This window comes from Massilia sp. CT11-108 (genome assembly GCF_047302915.1).
Taxonomy (GTDB): domain Bacteria; phylum Pseudomonadota; class Gammaproteobacteria; order Burkholderiales; family Burkholderiaceae_D; genus Telluria; species Telluria orientalis.
This window is the reverse complement of the sequence record NZ_JBKYMO010000059.1, coordinates 1-18,744: the sequence shown is the minus strand read 5'-3', so window position 1 is coordinate 18,744 and position 18,744 is coordinate 1. Positions and strand designations below refer to the sequence as shown.

At 64.4% G+C, this 18,744-nt stretch carries 17 protein-coding genes, 1 tRNA gene and 1 pseudogene; 13 read left to right on the top strand and 6 right to left on the bottom strand.

All coding sequences use genetic code 11. The features are described from left to right. Positions 1-209, bottom strand: a pseudogene (locus ACEN88_RS07880) (hypothetical protein); the annotation flags it as partial. Between the two features lie 181 nt (positions 210-390). On the opposite strand from ACEN88_RS07880, the gene ACEN88_RS07875 reads away from it, so the two are divergent. Further along, complete coding sequence (locus ACEN88_RS07875) at positions 391-1,653, top strand: serine hydrolase domain-containing protein (protein WP_413338515.1); 1,263 nt, start codon at positions 391-393, stop codon at positions 1,651-1,653. Positions 1,654-1,747: 94 nt separating this feature from the next. After that, complete coding sequence (locus ACEN88_RS07870) at positions 1,748-2,980, top strand: D-amino acid dehydrogenase (protein WP_413338513.1); 1,233 nt, start codon at positions 1,748-1,750, stop codon at positions 2,978-2,980. A gap of 45 nt (positions 2,981-3,025) precedes the next feature. On the opposite strand, the gene ACEN88_RS07865 is transcribed toward ACEN88_RS07870, so the two are convergent. The 3 genes from ACEN88_RS07865 to ACEN88_RS07855 form a co-directional block, all read right to left on the bottom strand. Next, positions 3,026-4,579, bottom strand: coding sequence for an alpha/beta hydrolase-fold protein (locus tag ACEN88_RS07865; RefSeq protein ID WP_413338511.1), 1,554 nt, complete (start codon positions 4,577-4,579; stop codon positions 3,026-3,028). A 60-nt stretch (positions 4,580-4,639) separates the two neighbouring features. Then, the gene (locus ACEN88_RS07860; protein ID WP_413338509.1) at positions 4,640-5,146 is read right to left on the bottom strand and encodes a hypothetical protein; all 507 of its coding nucleotides are present in this window, start codon (positions 5,144-5,146) and stop codon (positions 4,640-4,642) included. Between the two features lie 170 nt (positions 5,147-5,316). After that, positions 5,317-5,640: a hypothetical protein gene (locus ACEN88_RS07855; protein WP_413338507.1), complete on the bottom strand. Its 324-nt coding sequence runs from the start codon at positions 5,638-5,640 to the stop codon at positions 5,317-5,319. A 326-nt stretch (positions 5,641-5,966) separates the two neighbouring features. Here ACEN88_RS07855 and ACEN88_RS07850 point away from each other — a divergent pair, with 326 nt between their 5' ends. From ACEN88_RS07850 to ACEN88_RS07805, 10 genes are all read left to right on the top strand, one after another. Beyond that, a complete protein-coding gene (locus tag ACEN88_RS07850) occupies positions 5,967-6,359 on the top strand; it encodes a YchJ family protein (protein WP_413338505.1) in 393 nt (130 codons plus the stop codon). A gap of 40 nt (positions 6,360-6,399) precedes the next feature. Continuing rightward, positions 6,400-8,007 carry a carboxyl transferase domain-containing protein gene (locus ACEN88_RS07845; RefSeq protein ID WP_413338504.1) on the top strand — a complete coding sequence of 536 codons (1,608 nt, stop codon included), beginning with the start codon at positions 6,400-6,402 and terminating at the stop codon, positions 8,005-8,007. A gap of 11 nt (positions 8,008-8,018) precedes the next feature. Beyond that, positions 8,019-8,804 (top strand): enoyl-CoA hydratase/isomerase family protein, encoded by a 786-nt coding sequence (locus ACEN88_RS07840; protein WP_413338502.1) that lies wholly within the window; start codon positions 8,019-8,021, stop codon positions 8,802-8,804. 21 nt (positions 8,805-8,825) lie between these two features. Further along, on the top strand, positions 8,826-10,169 hold the full coding sequence (gene bioA / locus ACEN88_RS07835) for an adenosylmethionine--8-amino-7-oxononanoate transaminase (protein WP_413338500.1): 1,344 nt from the start codon (positions 8,826-8,828) through the stop codon (positions 10,167-10,169). Then, positions 10,169-11,359 carry an 8-amino-7-oxononanoate synthase gene (bioF, locus tag ACEN88_RS07830; protein WP_413338498.1) on the top strand — a complete coding sequence of 397 codons (1,191 nt, stop codon included), beginning with the start codon at positions 10,169-10,171 and terminating at the stop codon, positions 11,357-11,359. Before bioA ends, bioF begins: the two co-directional genes overlap by 1 nt. After that, on the top strand, positions 11,356-12,150 hold the full coding sequence (gene bioD, locus ACEN88_RS07825) for a dethiobiotin synthase (RefSeq protein ID WP_413338496.1): 795 nt from the start codon (positions 11,356-11,358) through the stop codon (positions 12,148-12,150). Before bioF ends, bioD begins: the two co-directional genes overlap by 4 nt. Positions 12,151-12,169: 19 nt before the next feature. Continuing rightward, positions 12,170-13,198, top strand: a complete 1,029-nt coding sequence (gene bioB / locus ACEN88_RS07820) for a biotin synthase BioB (protein ID WP_413338494.1) — start codon at positions 12,170-12,172, stop codon at positions 13,196-13,198. A gap of 164 nt (positions 13,199-13,362) precedes the next feature. Next, complete coding sequence (locus tag ACEN88_RS07815) at positions 13,363-15,372, top strand: acetyl/propionyl/methylcrotonyl-CoA carboxylase subunit alpha (protein WP_413338492.1); 2,010 nt, start codon at positions 13,363-13,365, stop codon at positions 15,370-15,372. 123 nt (positions 15,373-15,495) lie between these two features. Beyond that, a complete protein-coding gene (locus ACEN88_RS07810) occupies positions 15,496-16,437 on the top strand; it encodes a 2-hydroxyacid dehydrogenase (RefSeq protein ID WP_371763124.1) in 942 nt (313 codons plus the stop codon). A 9-nt stretch (positions 16,438-16,446) separates the two neighbouring features. Further along, the gene (locus ACEN88_RS07805; protein ID WP_413338490.1) at positions 16,447-17,361 is read left to right on the top strand and encodes a hydroxymethylglutaryl-CoA lyase; all 915 of its coding nucleotides are present in this window, start codon (positions 16,447-16,449) and stop codon (positions 17,359-17,361) included. A 44-nt stretch (positions 17,362-17,405) separates the two neighbouring features. Here the strand turns inward: ACEN88_RS07805 and ACEN88_RS07800 are convergent. Next, positions 17,406-17,482: transfer RNA gene (locus ACEN88_RS07800), tRNA-Pro, on the bottom strand. An 80-nt stretch (positions 17,483-17,562) separates the two neighbouring features. On the opposite strand from ACEN88_RS07800, the gene ACEN88_RS07795 reads away from it, so the two are divergent. Further along, on the top strand, positions 17,563-18,186 hold the full coding sequence (locus tag ACEN88_RS07795; RefSeq protein ID WP_413338488.1) for a hypothetical protein: 624 nt from the start codon (positions 17,563-17,565) through the stop codon (positions 18,184-18,186). 6 nt (positions 18,187-18,192) lie between these two features. Here ACEN88_RS07795 and ACEN88_RS07790 read toward each other — a convergent pair. Continuing rightward, positions 18,193-18,744: SAM-dependent methyltransferase (locus ACEN88_RS07790; protein ID WP_413338486.1), on the bottom strand; the 552-nt coding region annotated here is incomplete at its 5' end.

Below are 18,744 nucleotides of genomic sequence, written 5' to 3'. Positions count from 1 at the left end.
GCGCTGCTGGCCGGCGGGACGGATGCGATGTTCGTCGCCGTCGAAGGTGCCGAGGACGATGTGGACCAGGGCGCGGCAATGCGCGGCGCGGCGGCACGCACGGCCTCGACGGCCGTGAACTGGTCGTCGACGAGCACGTTGACCAGCTCGGCGGTGGGATATTGATCGAGGGACGCGTGTTGCGGGGCGGGGGTTTCGGTGTTCAGCATCGCGTTGTTGTTCGACCTGGATGTGCGGACATGACCAGTGTAATACCGATGCCGCCGGGGCTGTCATGAAAGGATCGGCCGTTGTCATTCCGAAAAGTTATGCGGGATTGACATCGCTGTATTTGCCCGGCGCGGGCCGAGTCCGTATTCTCGCCTGCATGGCCATCATATGGGGATGACGATGAACAGAGCGCGACGGAATATGCTGGGCATGGCGTTACTGGGGGCGGCCGGACCGTTGCTGGCCGCGCCGCCCCGCCGGCTGGACAGGGAACTCGCCGCCATCGCCGCGGATCCGGCCTGCGAGCTGGCGAGCCTGTCAGTGCTGACGGTCCGTGCCGGGCAGGTCAGCTATTCGTATCAATTCGGCCGACGCTTCATCGGACACGATGGTCTGCCGGACAAGCCCGTCGGGCCGGATACGCTGTTCCGCATTGCGTCGATCTCGAAGATGATGACGACGCTCGGGCTGATGCGTCTGTATGAAAGCGGCAAGGTCGACCTCGACGCCGACGTTTCCGGCTACCTCGGCTTTACGTTGCGCAATCCGCATTTCCCTGACCAGTTAATTTCCCTGCGCCACCTGCTGACGCACACGTCTTCGCTGCGCGACGATGCCGGCTATTCGTGGGGTGCGGACGTCGCGCTGAAGGATGTCATCGACGCCCGGATGTTCGCGGCCAACGCGGGTCCGGGCGCCTACTTCACGTACTGCAACCTCGGGTGGGGCGTGATCGGTACGGTGATGGAACGCGTGACCGGCGAACGCTTCGATCGCCTGATGCGGCGCCTGCTGATCGAGCCGCTGGGCTTGCAGGCGGGCTATCTCCCCTCAGAACTTCCGCCAAATGCGCTGGCCAATCTGGCGACGCTGTACCGCAAGCGCACGGTCGACACGGAGGTGTGGGGTCCGGCCGGCCCGTGGATCGCCCAGGCCGACGACTACAGCGTCAAACCGCCTGTTGCCATCGACCGTTATGTCATCGGTACGAATGCCACGCCGTTCAGTCCGACGGGCGGCCTGCGCATCAGCGCGCGCGACATGGGGGTCGTGATGCGCATGCTGATGGGGCAAGGGCCGCAGCTGTTGAAGCCGGCCACGCTGTCGCTGATGTTCAGCCGCCAATGGACGTATGACGGCCGCAATGGCGACACGTCGGAGGGGCTGTTTCACTGCTGGGGGCTCGGCAATGAACAGTTCCCGGACGAAACGGGGAGCCGGCTGGTCGAGGGCGGCGGTTTTCCGGCCGTCGGGCACCTGGGCGATGCGTACGGGCTGATGTCGGTGTTCGCGTTCGATCCGGAGCGCCGGAACGGGATGATCGTGCTGGTGGGCGGCACGTCGACGGATCCGTTCGCGCCCACCAACAAGGGCAAGTATTCGTCGCTGGCGCGGTTCCAGGAGCGCATCCTGACGGCGTTATATCAACACGCCATAACATGAACCCCGGTTATGCCCGGCCGCTCTACATTCATTAGCCGAGCGCAGGGCCAGCCCCTAAGCTTCTTCGCATGTCCATGATCAAAAGCGTGCACGGATGCAACAAGTAATCGTCATCGGCGGCGGCGTCGTCGGCCTGACCTCGGCGTGGTGGCTTCTCGAAGCCGGCTACCGGGTCACGCTGCTGGAACGCGCACCGGGCGTGGGCACCGGCACGAGCTACAGCAATGGCGGGCAACTGAGCTACCGCTACGTGTCGCCGCTGGCGGACGCTGGCGTGCCGCTGAAGGCCCTGAAGTGGCTGTTCCAGGAACATGGCCCGCTGCGCTTCCGCCCGCAATTCGACGCGCACCAGTGGCGCTGGCTGGCCGCCTTCCTCGCCAACTGCCGCGCCGACCTGAACCGCAAGACGACGAACAAACTGCTGCAACTGGGCGAGCTGTCGCGCCGCGCGATGGCATCTCTGGAACCCGTCGTGCCGCTGGACGCATTCGAATGGCGCGACGCGGGCAAGCTGGTCGTCTACCGCACGCGCGCCGTTTTCGACGCGGCCGCCGCGAAGCCGAATGCCGGCGCCGTGTGGGATGCTTCCGAATGCGTGGCGCACGAACCCGCGCTGGCCGCAATGGAAAACAAGCTCGCCGGCGGCATCTACAACAGTGGCGAAGCGGTGGCCGACTGCTACGCGTTCTGCGTGGCGCTGGCTGAACGCATCGGCGCACATCCGCGCTTCTCGGGCTTCGTGCATGGCGAGGCTTTGCGCTTCGTCACTGGCGGCGGCCGGATCACCGGCGTGCAGACGTCGGCCGGCGTCCTGTCGGCCGACGCGTATGTGCTGGCGGCCGGCATGCAGAGCCGCATGCTTGGGGAATCGGCGGGTCTGTCGTTGCCGATCTACCCGCTGAAGGGCTACAGCCTGACGGCGCCCATCCGCCAGGACGACGTGGCGCCCGAGATCAGCGTCACCGACTTCGAACGCAAGGTGCTGTATGCGCGCATTGGCGACAAACTTCGGGTGGCGGCGATGGTCGACATGGTCGGCGAAGACCTGAGCCTGAACGCTCATCGGCTGGACAGTCTCACGCGCCAGGTGAAGGAAACGATGCCGCGTGCGGCGGACTATACGCGGATCACGCCGTGGGCCGGGCTGCGGCCGGCGACGCCGAACAGTGCGCCGATCATCGGGGCCACCCCGTATTCGAACCTATGGCTGAACGTGGGGCACGGGCCACTTGGGTTCACGTTTGCTTGTGGGACGGCGAGTTTGCTGGCGGATCTCATGCGCGGGAAGGCGCCGCCGTTTGGGTTGGATGGGTTGATGCTTGGTTGAGATTCGGGGGCCGAGCAGCCCCCGCCCGGGTAGGCTGCCCTCATATCAGTGCTTGCTGTATTGAAGCTCAAGCGGAATGGGCTGCGGCTGTTCCTCGCCGGGCAATACATAGTGCAGCGAGAGATGAGCGCCTCCACCTTGCTGGAAATACTCCAGCCGGACGGGATAGAAGCCTTTTGCCAGAGGAACCAAATAGGTTTTCGGCTTCCCACCACCGTGGGTGCCGTCGTAATCGATCAGTAGGTGGTCTCCAAGGAATAACCTGGATCCGTCATCCGAGTCCAGGACGAAGATATATTGCCCGTCCTTTTGAATCTCGATGTAGCCTTCCAATAGCGTCGCGAAATCGCTCGAACGGGGCATATTGTTGACGTTGAACTCTTTGCTGGCGATTCCAGAACGAACGGGTTTCATTTTGCGGAAGTCCGGCAACGCGCTCCACCATCCTTCATAATAGGAATAATTGAGGCCGCCCGGCGTGATGTTGCTCGGCTTTGCAACTGCCGGCAGCGCATTCCCGATCCTGAATTCGCCGACCGTTGTCTTGTTGAACCGGTCGGTACGATCCAGATCCTTGGCGGTCAACTTGGCATCATTCACCAGGCTATTATGAAGCAACATTTTCGTGGATGACGATGTCGGTTCGCTCCCGTCGAGCGTGTAGCGCACTTGCGATTGTCCAAAATAATAGACTTTATAGGGCGTGTCCTTCAGGACGATGCCGTTCATCGGGTGAAATACGACAGCCGGTGTGCCATAGCCGCTGTAGAAGAATTTCAGTCCATCGTAGACACTTTTCAGCCGCAGCGAGCCATGGTGCTCATCCGGGTAGCCGACGATTTTCCAGTTTAAATCCTTGGGCGCCTTCTCCTTCAAAAGAGTGTCGATGTCGGCAATTCCCATCTGCTTGAGTCCCGCGTCGTCGCGCCCGGTAATGAACAGGGATTTGCCTTTACCCGGCGAGGCATTCAACTTGTCGCCTGCAATTTTGTTGATGTAATTGCTATCCCACCAAAGGCTTGGGTCGACGGCCAGGTAATAATTGAAGAGCTGTGGCTCGGCGAGAAATGCATAAACGGAAAACAGGCCGGTCAGCGAGTGTCCATACAATATATTGTTGCCGCTGACAGGGTAGGTTTTATTGATATAGGGGAGCAGTTCGTTCTTCAAAAAAGACAGGAACTTGTCCGCCCCGCCCGAGCTGGCCATCTGCTCGACATGGGTCGGCGTCATGTCGCGGTCACGATTGGTATTAAACACGGCCACCATGATGACGGGAGGCATGTAAGACTCGTTCTGCGCAAACTGCTGGATATCCGAGATAGTGTTCAAGTTGCCATCACCATCCAGGATATATAGCACATCGTATTTTTGTCCCGATGCCGGGTTGAAGTTTTCAGGCAGGAGCACCTGGATCACCCTGTCTTCATTCAGGACGACCGAGTGCAGCGAGTCGCGCTTGCCGGGAAGTTCTCGAGCCGTCGCACTTGAGGAAATGAGCAGCAACGACACGATGAATAATGCTCTGCGAATTAATGATTGTTTCATGAAATATGTTTTGGATTTCAGTTTGTTTTTGTCGATATCCCCGGTCGGCACGTGTCGAACCCGACCATGGACCAGCATAGCAACTTGTTCAGCCGACAAAATCACGGAGTGTCACACAGACGTCGGTGACGGATTGGAGGAACCTGGTCTTTTCGCAAACAGGAAGTATGCGAACGGCACGAAATAGAACAATAACCAGTGCCCGGAGAAACCGCGCAATTCATTCGCCCGCAGCGCCTCGTACTCCGCACCGCTGAGTTCTCGAATGAGCCGTCCATGGTTTTTCAGCACGTACTTGCCCGCTTCCACGGCCGGATTACCGCCTTGTGTTGCGGCGGCGAACAGCGCGAAGTTGATCATCATATAGAGCCAAACGGCCGCGCCGGCGAAAAAGACCCAACCGGGAACCAACGCTCGCATGTCCGCAAGCGAAGGGCGCGTGCCAAGTACCTTCCGGCTGGAGAAAACGAACGGGACGAAGACGACGAATATTCCGACATGCAGGAGCCAGACAGACGGGAAATGCTCCGCCACGTCGACGCCTGCCAAGGCAAACACATGCGTAGCGGCAGCCAGCACGAACCCAGTCAGTGCCGCGAAACCAAGGAAACGGTTCATATGATTAACGTTAGTCAAACCAAAAAAGCCGAGGTGCGCCGGCGGTGTCGCGCATCGGATCCAAAATCGCGATTTAATTAATTCGCTCGCCGAACAAACTATACGGGAGATCACCGTAAACTTAATGTAAAAACATGGCCGACTTACTCAGCTTAGTCTTCGAGCATTGCTCAATGACTGTCGACCTGCACCCCGCACTCCTCCAGCCTCAACCGCGTCCTGCTGTTGTCATCGATCGTGACGGTGATGTCTGCAAAGCTCCCCGGCTTCATGCTGTCGCAGGGCACGCGCAAATGGTATTGGCCCGGCTTGACATCCACCGGCTGCCCCCGGTGCGCGACCGCATCGGCCAGCTCCCCCGCCTGCACGCGCTCGAAGAACCGGGCCTTCGCACGCTTCGGCAAGTCCTTCTCGACCGTGACTTCCGTCGCCACGGCCGTGGCCAGCACGTTCGACAGGGCAGCGGCAAGAACAAGACTGTGGATTGCAGACATGACCGTCTCCTTCGCGTAGCAAAACGTTGTAAATATACAATCGTTAGACCACGTTGTGCCATTCTTACATCACTTTCCGGCGCAATCGCAGGGAAATGTTATGGAACAGCCATCCTGGGCACCCAAAAACAAAATTTTTCTCCGCCCATTTAATGAGCAGTTCATTTATTTTCGGCAAAAGATCTGCACAGATGCTTTAACGCCCACGCATCTGCTGTTATCCCGCATAAAGGCGTGGCTCACCCAGCCCGCGGAAATGGCGGATAATTGCCGCCATGCCTACTCCTGCGAAGCCTCTCCCCTGTCCTTGCGGCGGCCCGTCGATCATGCGCTGCTGCGGCCCCTTCATCGCCGGCGCGGAACTGCCGCCGACGGCCGAGGCATTGATGCGTTCCCGCTACACGGCCTTCGTCATGCGGGACGAAGCCTACCTGCGCGCGACCTGGCACCCCAGCACGTTGCCGGCGGAACCCATCATCGACCAAAACCAGAAGGTGCAGTGGCTCGGACTTGAGATAAAATCTGCTTTACGTTTACGTCAACGTAAAGCAGACCTGCCGGAACAACCCAACGAAGACACCGTCGAATTCGTCGCCCGCTTCAAGGTCCACGGCCGCGCCCACCGGTTGCACGAAGTCAGCCGGTTCCTGCGCGAGCCGGACCCTGCCGTGGGTGGCAAGATGCGGTGGTTCTATGTGGACGGCAGTTTCCCTGAATAAAACCGCGCCACAAGCCGCGAACAGCAGGAGACAGGATCCGATGCCCCAGATCGACACGAAACTCAACCCGCGCAGCGAAGATTTCAAAGCCAACGCCGCCGCCATGCAAACCCTCGTCGACGACTTGCGCGCCAAGGTGGCGCAGGTCGCCAAGGGGGGCGGCGAAGCCGCGTGTGCCAAGCATGTCGCGCGCGGCAAGCTGCTGCCGCGCGAGCGCGTGCAGATGCTGCTCGATCCGGGCACGCCGTTCCTCGAATTCTCCCAGATGGCCGCCTACGCAATGTACGACGATGCGGCGCCCGCCGCCGGCATCATCACGGGCATCGGCCGCGTGGCAGGCCAGGAATGCGTGATCGTCTGTAACGACGCCACCGTCAAGGGCGGCACGTACTACCCGATGACGGTCAAAAAACACCTGCGCGCGCAGGAGATCGCGGAGCAGAACAACCTGCCCTGCATCTACCTCGTCGACTCGGGCGGCGCCAACCTGCCGAACCAGGACGACGTGTTCCCCGACCGCGACCACTTCGGCCGCATCTTCTATAACCAGGCCAACCTGTCCGCGAAAGGCATCCCGCAGATCGCCGTCGTGATGGGCTCCTGCACGGCGGGCGGCGCGTACGTGCCGGCGATGAGCGACGAATCCATCATCGTCAAGGAACAGGGCACGATCTTCCTGGGCGGCCCCCCGCTCGTGAAGGCGGCGACGGGCGAAGTCGTCACGGCCGAGGACCTCGGCGGCGGCGACGTGCACACGCGTTTGTCCGGCGTGGCCGACCACCTGGCGCAGGACGACACGCACGCGCTGGCGCTCGCGCGAACCATCGTCTCGAACCTGAACCGCACCAAGCCCCAGCAGGGCGCGCTACGCGAAGCGGTGGAGCCCAAGTACGCGCCGGAAGAGCTGTACGGCGTCATTCCTGTCGACACCCGTAAACCGTTCGACGTACGCGAAGTCATCGCGCGCATCGTGGACGGCAGCGAGTTCGACGAATTCAAGGCCCGCTACGGGACGACGCTCGTCTGCGGCTTCGCCCACATCTTCGGCATGAAAGTCGGGATCATCGCCAACAACGGCATCCTGTTCTCGGAATCCGCACTGAAGGGCACGCACTTCATCGAGCTGTGCTGCCAGAGAAAAATCCCGCTCGTCTTCCTGCAGAACATCACCGGCTTCATGGTCGGTCGCAAATACGAAAACGAAGGCATTGCCCGCAACGGCGCGAAGATGGTCACCGCGGTCGCGACGGCGTCGGTGCCCAAGTTCACCGTGATCATCGGCGGCTCGTTCGGCGCCGGCAACTACGGCATGTGCGGCCGCGCGTTCTCGCCGCGCTTCCTGTGGATGTGGCCCAATGCGCGCATCTCCGTGATGGGCGGCGACCAGGCGGCGTCGGTGCTGGCGACCGTCAAGCGCGACGGCATCGAGGCCCGCGGCGGGCAGTGGAGTGCGGACGAGGAAGCCGCGTTCAAGCAGCCGATCAAGGAACAGTACGAGCACCAGGGCCACCCGTATTACGCCACCGCGCGCCTGTGGGACGACGGCGTGATCGACCCGGCCGATACGCGCATGGTGCTGGGCCTGGGCTTGTCAAGCGGGCTGAACGCGCCGATCCCGGACACGAAGTTCGGCGTGTTCCGCATGTGAGGAGACGAGACATGGACTACCAGACCCTCACTGTCACCATTACCGACCGCATCGGCCACGTCACGCTGAACCGCCCCGACCTGCGCAACGCGTTCAACGAACAAAGCATCGCGGAGCTGGCCCTCGCCTTCGACGAGCTGGGACGCCATGAGCTCGTGCGCGCCATCGTGCTGGGCGCGACCGGCGCCGCGTTCTGCGCCGGCGCGGACCTGAACTGGATGAAGAAAATGGCCGGTTATTCGGACAGCGAAAACCGCGCCGACGCCATGCGCCTCGCCGACATGCTGCGCACCATTTATGTCTGCCCGAAGCCCGTCGTGGCGAAAGTCCAGGGCGATTGCTACGCCGGCGGCATGGGCCTCGTGGCCGCGTGCGATGTCGCCATCAGCGTCGACACGGCCAATTTCTGCCTGTCCGAAGTCAAACTCGGACTGATCCCGGCGACGATCTCGCCCTACGTGATCAAGGCGATGGGCGAGCAGGCCGCACGCCGTTACTTCCTCACCGCCGAACGCTTCGACGCGAAGGAAGCCCACCGCATCGGCTTCGTGCACGAGATCGTCCCGGCCGCGGACCTCGACACGAAGGTCGCCGGCATCGTGCAGGCACTGGCCAACAACAGCCCGAATGCCGTGCGCGAAGCGAAGACGCTCGTGCGCGAGATCGCGGGCGAACCGGTCAAGGAAGCGCTGCTGGAAGACACGGCGAACCGCATCGCGGGCATCCGCGCGTCGCTCGAAGGGCGCGAGGGCGTCGCCTCATTTCTCGAAAAACGCCGGCCTTCATGGCTGGACTAGCTAGACCAAACAGGACGTAGATTGAAACCCACCACCACCTCCTCCGACTGGATCGCGCGCAGCCTGCGCAGCGTCTGGCATCCATGCACGCAAATGCAGCACCACGAAGAGGTGCCGCTGATCGCCGTCAGCCACGCCAAGGGGCCATGGCTGGTCGACCATGAAGGCCGGCGCTACCTGGACGGCATCAGTTCCTGGTGGGTCAACCTGTTCGGCCACGCCAACCCGCGCATCAACGCAGCGTTGAAAGACCAGCTGGACAAGCTCGAACACGCGATGCTCGCAGGCTTTACGCATGAACCGGTGATCGAGCTGTCCGAACAACTGGCCGCACTGACGGGCCAGCAGCTGGGTCACGCGTTCTACGCATCCGATGGCGCATCGGCCGTCGAGATCGCGCTGAAAATGAGCTTCCATTACTGGCGCAACGCGGGCTATGCGGACAAGCAGGAATTCGTCTGCCTGCAGGGCTCCTACCACGGCGAGACCGTCGGCGCGCTGGGCGTGACGGACGTCGCGCTGTTCAAGGATGCGTACGGCCCGCTGCTGCGCGCCGCGCGGACGGTGTCGTCGCCCGATGCGCGCAACGCCGTCGACGGCGAGTCCGCGCAGGACGTCGCGCTGCGTGCGGCGAAGGATGTCGAGGCGCTGTTCGCGGAACGGGCCGACCACATCGCCGCCATCATCGTCGAACCGCTCGTGCAGTGCGCGACCGGCATGGCGATGCACGACCCGCTGTATTTGCAGCGCCTGCGCGAGCTGTGCGACAAATACCACGTGCACCTGATCGCCGACGAGATCGCGGTCGGCTGCGGCCGCACCGGCACGTTCTTCGCGTGCGAACAGGCGGCGATCTGGCCGGACTTCATGTGCCTGTCGAAGGGCATCAGCGGGGGTTACCTGCCGCTGTCGCTCGTCCTCACCACCGACAAGGTCTATGAGGCGTTCTACAGCGAGGACATCACGCGCGGCTTCCTGCACTCGCACTCGTACACAGGCAATGCGCTGGCCTGCCGCGCCGCGCTGGCCACGCTGCAGATCTTCCAGGACGACGACGTGTTGAACAAGAACCGCGAGACGGCCACGCGCCTGATGCTGGAACTGGCGCCGCTGCTGGACCACAAGCGCGTGACGAACTTCCGCCAGCGCGGCATGATCCTCGCGTTCGATGCGGTCGAGCCGGACACGCAGCGCGCGTCGACCTTCGCGCGCCGCTTCTTCACGAGCGCCGTGGAAAACGAGCTTTTATTGCGTCCCATCGGCCGCACCGTGTACCTGATGCCGCCGTACGTGCTGGACGAAGAAGAAATCGTCGGCCTCGCCGCGCGCACGCGCAAGGTGTTCGAAGAAGTGATCGCGGAATGATGACGAACCTGATCGACGACGTCCGCGCCCAACTGGACGAGCTGGCAAGCCGCAGCCTGACCCGCTACCGGCGTACGGCGGAGACGCCCTGCGCGCCGCGCCAGGTCGTCGACGGCCGGGACATGCTCGCGTTCTGCAGCAACGATTACCTGGGCCTCGCCGCGCACCCGCGCGTCGTGGAAGCGCTGCGCGAGGGTGCGAGCCTGTATGGCGCCGGCAGCGGCGCGTCGCACCTCGTATCGGGCCACAGCCGCGCGCACGCGCTGCTGGAAGATCGACTCGCCGCGTTCGAAGCGCCGCATCTGGAATCCGCGCGCGCGCTGTACTTCTGCACCGGCTACATGGCGAACCTCGCCGTGCTGACGGGGCTCGGCAGCACGCCCGATGCGATGATTTTTTCGGAAGCGCTGAACCACGCCTCGCTGATCGACGGCGCCCGCCTCGCGCGCGCGGGCGTGACCGTGTACCCGCACGGCGACGTGGCCGTGCTGGGAGAGAAACTGGCGGCGAGCGCAGCGCCCGTTAAAATCGTCGTGACGGACAGCGTGTTCAGCATGGATGGCGACCTCGCCCCGCTGCCGCAACTGCTCGCGCTGTGCGAGCGCCACGGCGCGTGGCTCGTCGTCGACGATGCGCACGGCTTCGGCGTGCTGGGAGATAACGGCCGCGGCGCGCTGGAGCATTTCGGCCTGCGTTCGCCGCACCTCGTCTACATCGGCACGCTGGGCAAGGCGGCTGGCGTCGGCGGCGCGTTCATCGCCGCGCACGAAGACGTGATCGAGCTGATGATCCAGCGCGCACGCCCGTACATCTACACGACGGCCGCCGCGCCCGCGCTCGCGCACGCGCTGCTCGCGAGTGTGGATATCATCGAGGGCGATGAAGGTGAACAACGCCGCGCCGGCCTCCGTGCGCGCATCGCGCAACTGGACGCCGGCCTGCGCCTGGAGCGCTGGCAGCGCCCCGTCTCGACGACGGCGATCCAGCCCATCATCATCGGCGCCAACGACGAGGCGATGGCCGCCGCGGCCCGCCTGCACGAGCAGGGGCTGTGGGTGCCGGCGATCCGTCCGCCGACCGTGGCGGTGGGGACGGCGCGCCTGCGCGTGACCTTGTCCGCCGCGCATACCGAACAAGACGTCGCGCAGTTGATTACTGCGCTCAACCAGCTGGAAAGGACCTCGGCATGAGTCTGAACGAGCCCGAACAATCCGTCGGCATGGCCGAACCGGCCGCGATGCCGATCGCCGTCCCCGCGCCACTGGCCGCGGAAGGCGTGCCGACGCGCTTCGCCTGCTTCGTGACGGGCACCGACACGGAGATCGGCAAGACGCTGATCTCCAGCGCCATCCTCCATAAACTCGTGCGCCATGGCGTGCGCGCATGCGGCATGAAGCCCATCGCGGCCGGTGCCGAGGAACGCGACGGCGAACTGCACAACGACGACGCGGCCATGCTGCGCGCGGCCGGCAACGTGCAGCTGCCGCAGTCGATCACGACGCCGTACATGCTGCGCGAACCGTGCGCCCCGCACATCGCGGCCGCGCTGGAAGGCGTGACCATCGAACCCGTGCCCATCCTGACGGCGTATGCCGAAATCCTCGGCGCGTCCGACGCGACCGTCGTCGAAGGCGTGGGCGGTTTCTGCGTGCCGTTCTCGGAAGACTTCGACAGTGCCGATCTGGCCGTACAATTGGGGCTGCCCGTCGTTCTCGTCGTCGGCATGCGCCTGGGCTGCATCAATCATGCTTTACTGACGGCCGAGGCGATCGTCGCGCGCGGCCTCGTGCTCGCGGGCTGGGTCGCCAACCAGGTGGACCCGGACATGCGCTTCGCGATTGACAACATCGCGGAGCTCGGACGCCGCCTGCCCGCCCCGCTGCTCGGCCACGTGCCGCGCCTGGACGAACCGACGGCCGCCAAGGCCTCCACTTACCTCGAACTCGCGAGCCTGCCCGGATGGCCGGCCAAGCGAGCCTGACCAAAACAAGGAATCCGAAATGACCCAAGTCGTTACTCTCCACCCGCCGGTCACGCCGGCCTCCCTGCCGAAAGACGCCACCTGGCCGCTCGCCGACGTGCTCGCGCTGTTCGAACTGCCGCTGCCGGAACTGATGTTCCGCGCGCAGCAGGCGCACCGCGCCAACTTCCCCGACGGCGACGTCGAACTCGCGACCCTGCTGTCGATCAAGACCGGCGGCTGCGAGGAAGACTGCGGCTACTGCCCGCAGGCCGCGCGCTACGACACCGGCGTCGAGGCGAAGAAGATCCTCGACCTCGACACCGTGCTGGACGCCGCGCGTGAAGCGAAGGCCAAGGGCGCGACCCGCTTCTGCATGGGCGCCGCGTGGCGCAGCCCGAAAGAGCGCGACATGGAGAAAGTGGAAGCCATGGTGCGCGGCGTGAAAGCGCTGGGCATGGAAACCTGCGCGACCCTCGGCATGCTGGAAGAAGGCCAGGCCGAGCAACTGAAGCAGGCGGGCCTGGACTACTACAACCACAACATCGACACCTCGCCGGACTTCTACGGCGACGTGATCTCCACGCGCGAATACTGCGACCGCCTCGACACGCTGGGCCGCGTACGCACTGCCGGTTTGAAGATCTGCTGCGGCGGCATCGTGGGCATGGGCGAGACGCGTGCCCAGCGCGCGGGCCTGATCGCGCAGTTGGCCAACATGAACCCGTATCCGGAATCGGTGCCCATCAACCACCTGGTGCAGGTGGAAGGCACGCCGATGCACGGGCTGCCGCCGCTGGACCCGATCGAATTCGTGCGCACGATCGCCGTCGCGCGCATCACGATGCCGAAGGCGCGCGTGCGTCTGTCGGCCGGCCGCCGCGAGCTGGGTGAAGCCGTGCAGGCGATGTGCTTCATGGCCGGTGCCAACTCGATCTTCTACGGCGACAAGCTGCTCACCACGGACAATCCGGAAGCGGACGACGACCGCAAGCTGCTGGAAAAGCTGGGCCTGAAAACGCGCTCGGCGATGCTGGAGTCGGTGCAGAAGGAAAGCTGCGGCTGCTGAAGCCAAAAACCAAGTTCGACCTGTTCAGCAATAAAAAACCCGTCATTCCCGCAAAAGCGGGAATCCATAAGCCGCGTGATCCGTGGCTCAGCATGGGTCCCCGTTTTCACGGGGACGACGGATTGAAAGCTAACGTTTACAAAACTTAAAACAGACGAGACACCATGTTCACTAAGATCCTCATCGCCAACCGTGGCGAAATCGCCTGCCGGGTCGCCGCCACCGCGCGCCGCCTCGGCATCAAGACCGTTGCCGTCTATTCGGAAGCCGACGCCGGCGCGAAACACGTGGCGGTCTGCGATGAAGCGATCCTGCTCGGCCCCGCCGCCGCCAGGGACAGTTATCTGCGCGGCGACAAGATCATCGCCGCGGCGCTGGCCACCGGCGCGCAGGCGATCCACCCGGGCTACGGCTTCCTGTCCGAGAACGCCGAATTCGCGGAAGCCTGCGCGGCCGCGGGTCTCGTGTTCATCGGCCCGCCGGGATCGTCGATGCGCGCGATGGGATCGAAATCCGCCGCCAAGCAGTTGATGGAAGGCGCGGGCGTGCCGCTCGTGCCGGGCTACCACGGCGATGCGCAGGACCCGGAACTGCTGCAATCGGAAGCGAACCGCATCGGCTACCCGGTGCTGCTGAAGGCCAGCGCGGGCGGCGGCGGCAAGGGCATGCGCGTCGTGGAACGGTCGGAGGATTTCCAGGCCGCGCTCGCGTCGTGCAAGCGCGAAGCCATTTCGTCGTTCGGCGACGACAAGGTGCTCGTCGAAAAATACCTTACGCGCCCGCGTCACATCGAGATCCAGGTGTTCGCGGACACGCACGGCAACTGCGTCTATCTGCACGAGCGCGACTGCTCCGTGCAGCGGCGTCACCAGAAGGTGCTGGAAGAAGCGCCGGCGCCTGGCATGCCGCCCGAGCGCCGCGCCGCGATGGGCGAAGCAGCCGTCGCGGCGGCACGTGCCGTGGGCTATGTGGGCGCGGGCACCGTCGAATTCATCGCCAACCAGGACGGCTCGTTCTACTTCATGGAGATGAACACGCGCCTGCAGGTCGAGCACCCCGTCACCGAGATGATCACGGGGACGGACCTCGTCGAATGGCAGCTGCGCGTGGCCGCCGGCCAGCCGCTGCCGAAGCAGCAGCATGAACTCGCGATCCACGGCCACGCGATCGAGGCGCGCGTGTACGCGGAAAATCCGGAAAAGGGCTTCCTGCCCTCGACCGGGACACTCCTCTGCATGGACACCCCAAGCCACGTCGCGTTCGAACTGGGCGACGTGCGCATCGATTCCGGCGTGCGCGCGGGCGACGCGATTTCTCCGTTCTACGATCCGATGATCGCGAAGCTGATCGTGTGGGGCGCGGACCGCGCGCAGGCGCTGGCGCGCATGGCGCAGGCGCTGTCCGAATTCCACATCGTCGGCCTCGCGACCAATATCGCCTTCCTGAAACGCCTCGTCGAAGGCGATGCCTTTGCGCATGCCGACCTGGACACGGGCCTGATCGAGCGAAACACGGCGACGCTGTTCCCGCCAGCGGGACCGGCGCCGTTGTCCGCGCTGGCACTGGCGGCCGTGGCCCTCGTCGCGGCGGAAACATCGACGAACAGCAACGCGACCGACCCGTGGACCAGCACCTACGGCTGGCGCATGAACGGCACGTATCGCCGCCGGCTGGCATTCAGCGACGAGTACGCGGCCACGACCCAGGCCAAGGTCTATGCCATCGACATGGCCTATCATGCACATGGCTGGACGCTCGAAGCGGACGGCAAGGCCCATCCGCTGGCGCTTGTTTCGCAGCATGACAGCCGCTACGCGATCCGCCTGGACGGCCAGGCCATCCAGGGCACGGTGCGGCGCGACGGCGAAACGCTGCACGTGTTCACGGGCGGCCTGCACCACGTGCTGGATTGGCACGATCCACTCGCGCATGCCGGCGAGCACGAGACGGCGGACGGCCGCCTCACGGCGCCGATGCCGGGCAAGGTGGTGGCCGTGATCGCGTCCAGCGGACAGCTCGTCAAGAAGGGCGAGCCGCTCGTGATCATGGAAGCAATGAAGATGGAACACACGATTGCCGCACCGAGCGACGGCCTGGTCGAGGAAGTGTTGTACCAGGTCGGCGACCAGGTCGCGGATGGGGCACCATTATTGGCGTTCAAAGCCGCGGCGTAATCCGGTGGGCACGGCGAATCGTAGGTTGGGCGGCCTCCGCCCACCATTACGTTGCAGAACCGCAGCATATAAAAACCAACGAGACAGCACACGCAATCCATAACAATTATCAGGAGACAAATGATGCGGATATTGCTGTACCGGGGCGACGGCGTCATCGAACCGTGGGCCCGTGATTTTGCCGATGCATTGCCACACGCGGAGACCGTCGTGTGGCGCGAGAACATGTCGCTGGCGTCGCAACCGCCTTGCGACTACGCCGTCGTGTGGGCGCCGACGCCGCAGCTGCTCGACCAGTTGGCCCACGTCAAGGCGATCTTCCTGATGGGCGCCGGCGTGGACGCGCTGCTGAAGTTCGGCGACGCGCTGCCGCACGTCCCCATCGTCCGCCTCGGCGATGCGGGCATGGCCGAGCAGATGGCGGAGTACGTCGCGTATGCAACGTTGCGCTACTTCCGCCGCTTCGACGACTACGAACAGCAGGCGCGCCAGGGCATCTGGAACCCGCTGGAAACGCGCCGCCGCAAGGCCGACTTCACGGTCGGCGTACTGGGCCTCGGCAAGCTCGGGATGCCCGTGCTGCGCACCTTGCGCCAGCTCGGCTTTCCCGTGCGCGGCTGGAGCCGGTCGCCGAAGGACGTGCCGGGCGTGCCATGTTTTGCCGGCATGGACGAACTGGGCGACTTCCTGTCCGGCACGCAGGTCCTCGTCTGCATGCTGCCGCTCACCCCCGAGACGACGAACCTGCTCGACCGCGCGCACCTGTCGCAACTGCCCGAAGGCGCCTACGTGATCAACGTGGCGCGCGGCGCGCTGCTGGCCGAGCCGGACCTGCTGGCGCTGATCCGCGCCGGCCACATCGCGGGCGCCACGCTGGACGTGTTCCGCAACGAACCGCTGCCGGCCCCGCATCCGTTCTGGAACGAACCGCGCATCACCATCACGCCGCACATCTCCGCGCTCACCCTGCGCGAAGAAGCCGTACGCCAGATCGCCGCCAAGATCGGCAAGCTGGAACGGGGCGAGGCCATCGACGACATCGTCGACCGCGCCCGCGGCTATTAGGAAACCACCATGCACAACCAACTGCCGAAGCACGTCAAGATCGTCGAAGTCGGCCCGCGCGACGGGCTGCAGAACGAAAAGGAAGCGGTGTCCGCCGCAGTCAAGATCGAACTGGTCGACCGCCTGTCACGCGCCGGCTTCGCCAATATCGAGGCGGCGTCGTTCGTCTCGCCCAAGTGGGTGCCGCAGATGGCGACGAGTGCCGAGGTCATGGCCGGCATCGCGCGCCGCCCCGGCACGCTGTATTCCGCGCTGACGCCGAACATGCAGGGCTTCGAGGCCGCGCTGGCGGCGCAGGCCGATGAAGTCGTGATCTTCGGTTCCGCGTCGGAAGCGTTCTCGCAGCGGAACATCAACTGCTCGATCGCGGAATCCATCGCGCGCTTCGAGCCCGTGGCGAAGGCGGCGAAGGACAACGGCCTGCGCCTGCGCGGCAGCATCAGCTGCGCGTTCGGCTGCCCGTACCAGGGAGAAGTGCCGCTGGATGCGGTCGCGGACGTCGTCGGCCGCATGCGCGACCTGGGCTGCGACGAGATCGACATCGCCGACACGATCGGCGTCTCGACCCCGCGCAAGACGCAGGCCGTGATGGAGACGGCGGCGCGCGCCTTCGCGCTCGACCGCATCTCCGGCCACTTCCACGACACCTACGGCCAGGCGCTCGCCAACATCTACGCCAGCCTGGAACTGGGCGTCACGATCTTCCACTCGTCCGTGTCGGGCCTGGGCGGCTGCCCGTATGCGAAGGGCGCGACGGGCAACGTGGCGACCGAGGATGTGGTCTACATGCTGAACGGACTGGGGATCGAGACGGGCATAGCCCTCGATGTCGTCGTGGAGGCGGGCGCGTTCATTTCGCAGCATCTCGGCCGCAAGGGCGCGAGCCGGGCCGGCAATGCATTGTTGGCGAAGAGAACGTTGTAACAAATGAAAAAGGCCGACGATCTCTCGTCGGCCTCTTGCTATACTGGTCGGAGTACAAGGATTCGAACCTTGGACCCTCTGGTCCCAAACCAGATGCGCTACCGGGCTGCGCTACACTCCGAAGACAGCCATCATACCGTCCGGGTACTGTCCAGGTCAAGGAAAGCCCGTGAATTCGTGGTTTTCCGTACAGGTGAAGACGTGACGTTTGCAATCGACAACATCGACGGCGCCCTCCCCGACCGCAAGCAGGTCAACCGCGTCGCGGCCGGCATTGCACTGTCGGTGCTCGCGCACGCGCTGCTGCTCGCGTTCTATCGCCAGCCTGCCACGACCTTGCCCGCCGCGCCGCCGGAACGGCTCACGATCCGCCTGCAAGCCGCGCCACCGCCCGTGCAAGTGAAACCGGCCGAGGAGCCGCCGAAACCGATCCCGCGCGCGCAGCCGCCCGCAAGGAAAACCCGCCCTGTGATCGCCGTGCCGGTGGAAAAACGCCAGTCGACCGAGGAAACCTATGCCGTGAAACCGGCACCGGACACGCCCGCGCCGCCACCGGAACCCGCGACGACGACGCGGCATTTCGACGTCGACGCGGCGCGCAGCCTGGCGCGCGGCATGGCCACGAAGCTGGCCAACGAACCCGATCCGGACAAGGTGGGCACGGCGCTCGAACGCCTGCCGAAACCGGCGCTGCAAACGGAAAGCAAGTTCGAGCGGGCGATCAAGCAGGCCAAGCGGCCGGATTGCAAGGATGGCGTGCCCGGGGGCTTGCTGGCGCCGATCTTCCTGGCGATGGACAAGAAGGACAGCGGGTGCAAGTGGTAAGTACGCTTACTCGCCGCCCTTGATCTGCAACGCCCGCTCGTACAAGGCGTTCTTCTTTTTCCCGGTAATCTGCGCCGCCAGCGCGGCCGCCTGTTTCACCGAACACTCTTCCAGCAGGATGCGCAGCACGCGCTCCGCCTCGACGTCGCCTTCATCGTCCTCCGTCCGCGCACCTTCGACCAGCACGACGAATTCGCCGCGCTCGCGGTTGGCGTCGGCCTTCACCCACGCGAGTGCCTCGCTCAGCGGGCAGCGGTGGATTTCCTCGAACAGCTTGGTGAGCTCGCGCGCAAAGACCACCTGGCGCGTCGGCTCGAATGCGGCGACGAGAGATTCCACACAGTCCGTGATGCGATGCGGTGCCTCATAGAACACGAGCGTCGCCGGCACGGCCTTGAGCGTGGCCAGTTCCGATTCGCGCTGCTTCGTCTTCGCGGGCAGGAAGCCGACAAAATAGAAGCGGTCGTTCACGAGGCCACTCGCCGACAGCGCCGCGATGGCCGCCGACGAGCCGGGCACCGGGACGACGTGCAGGCCGGCGTCGCGCACCGCGTCGAC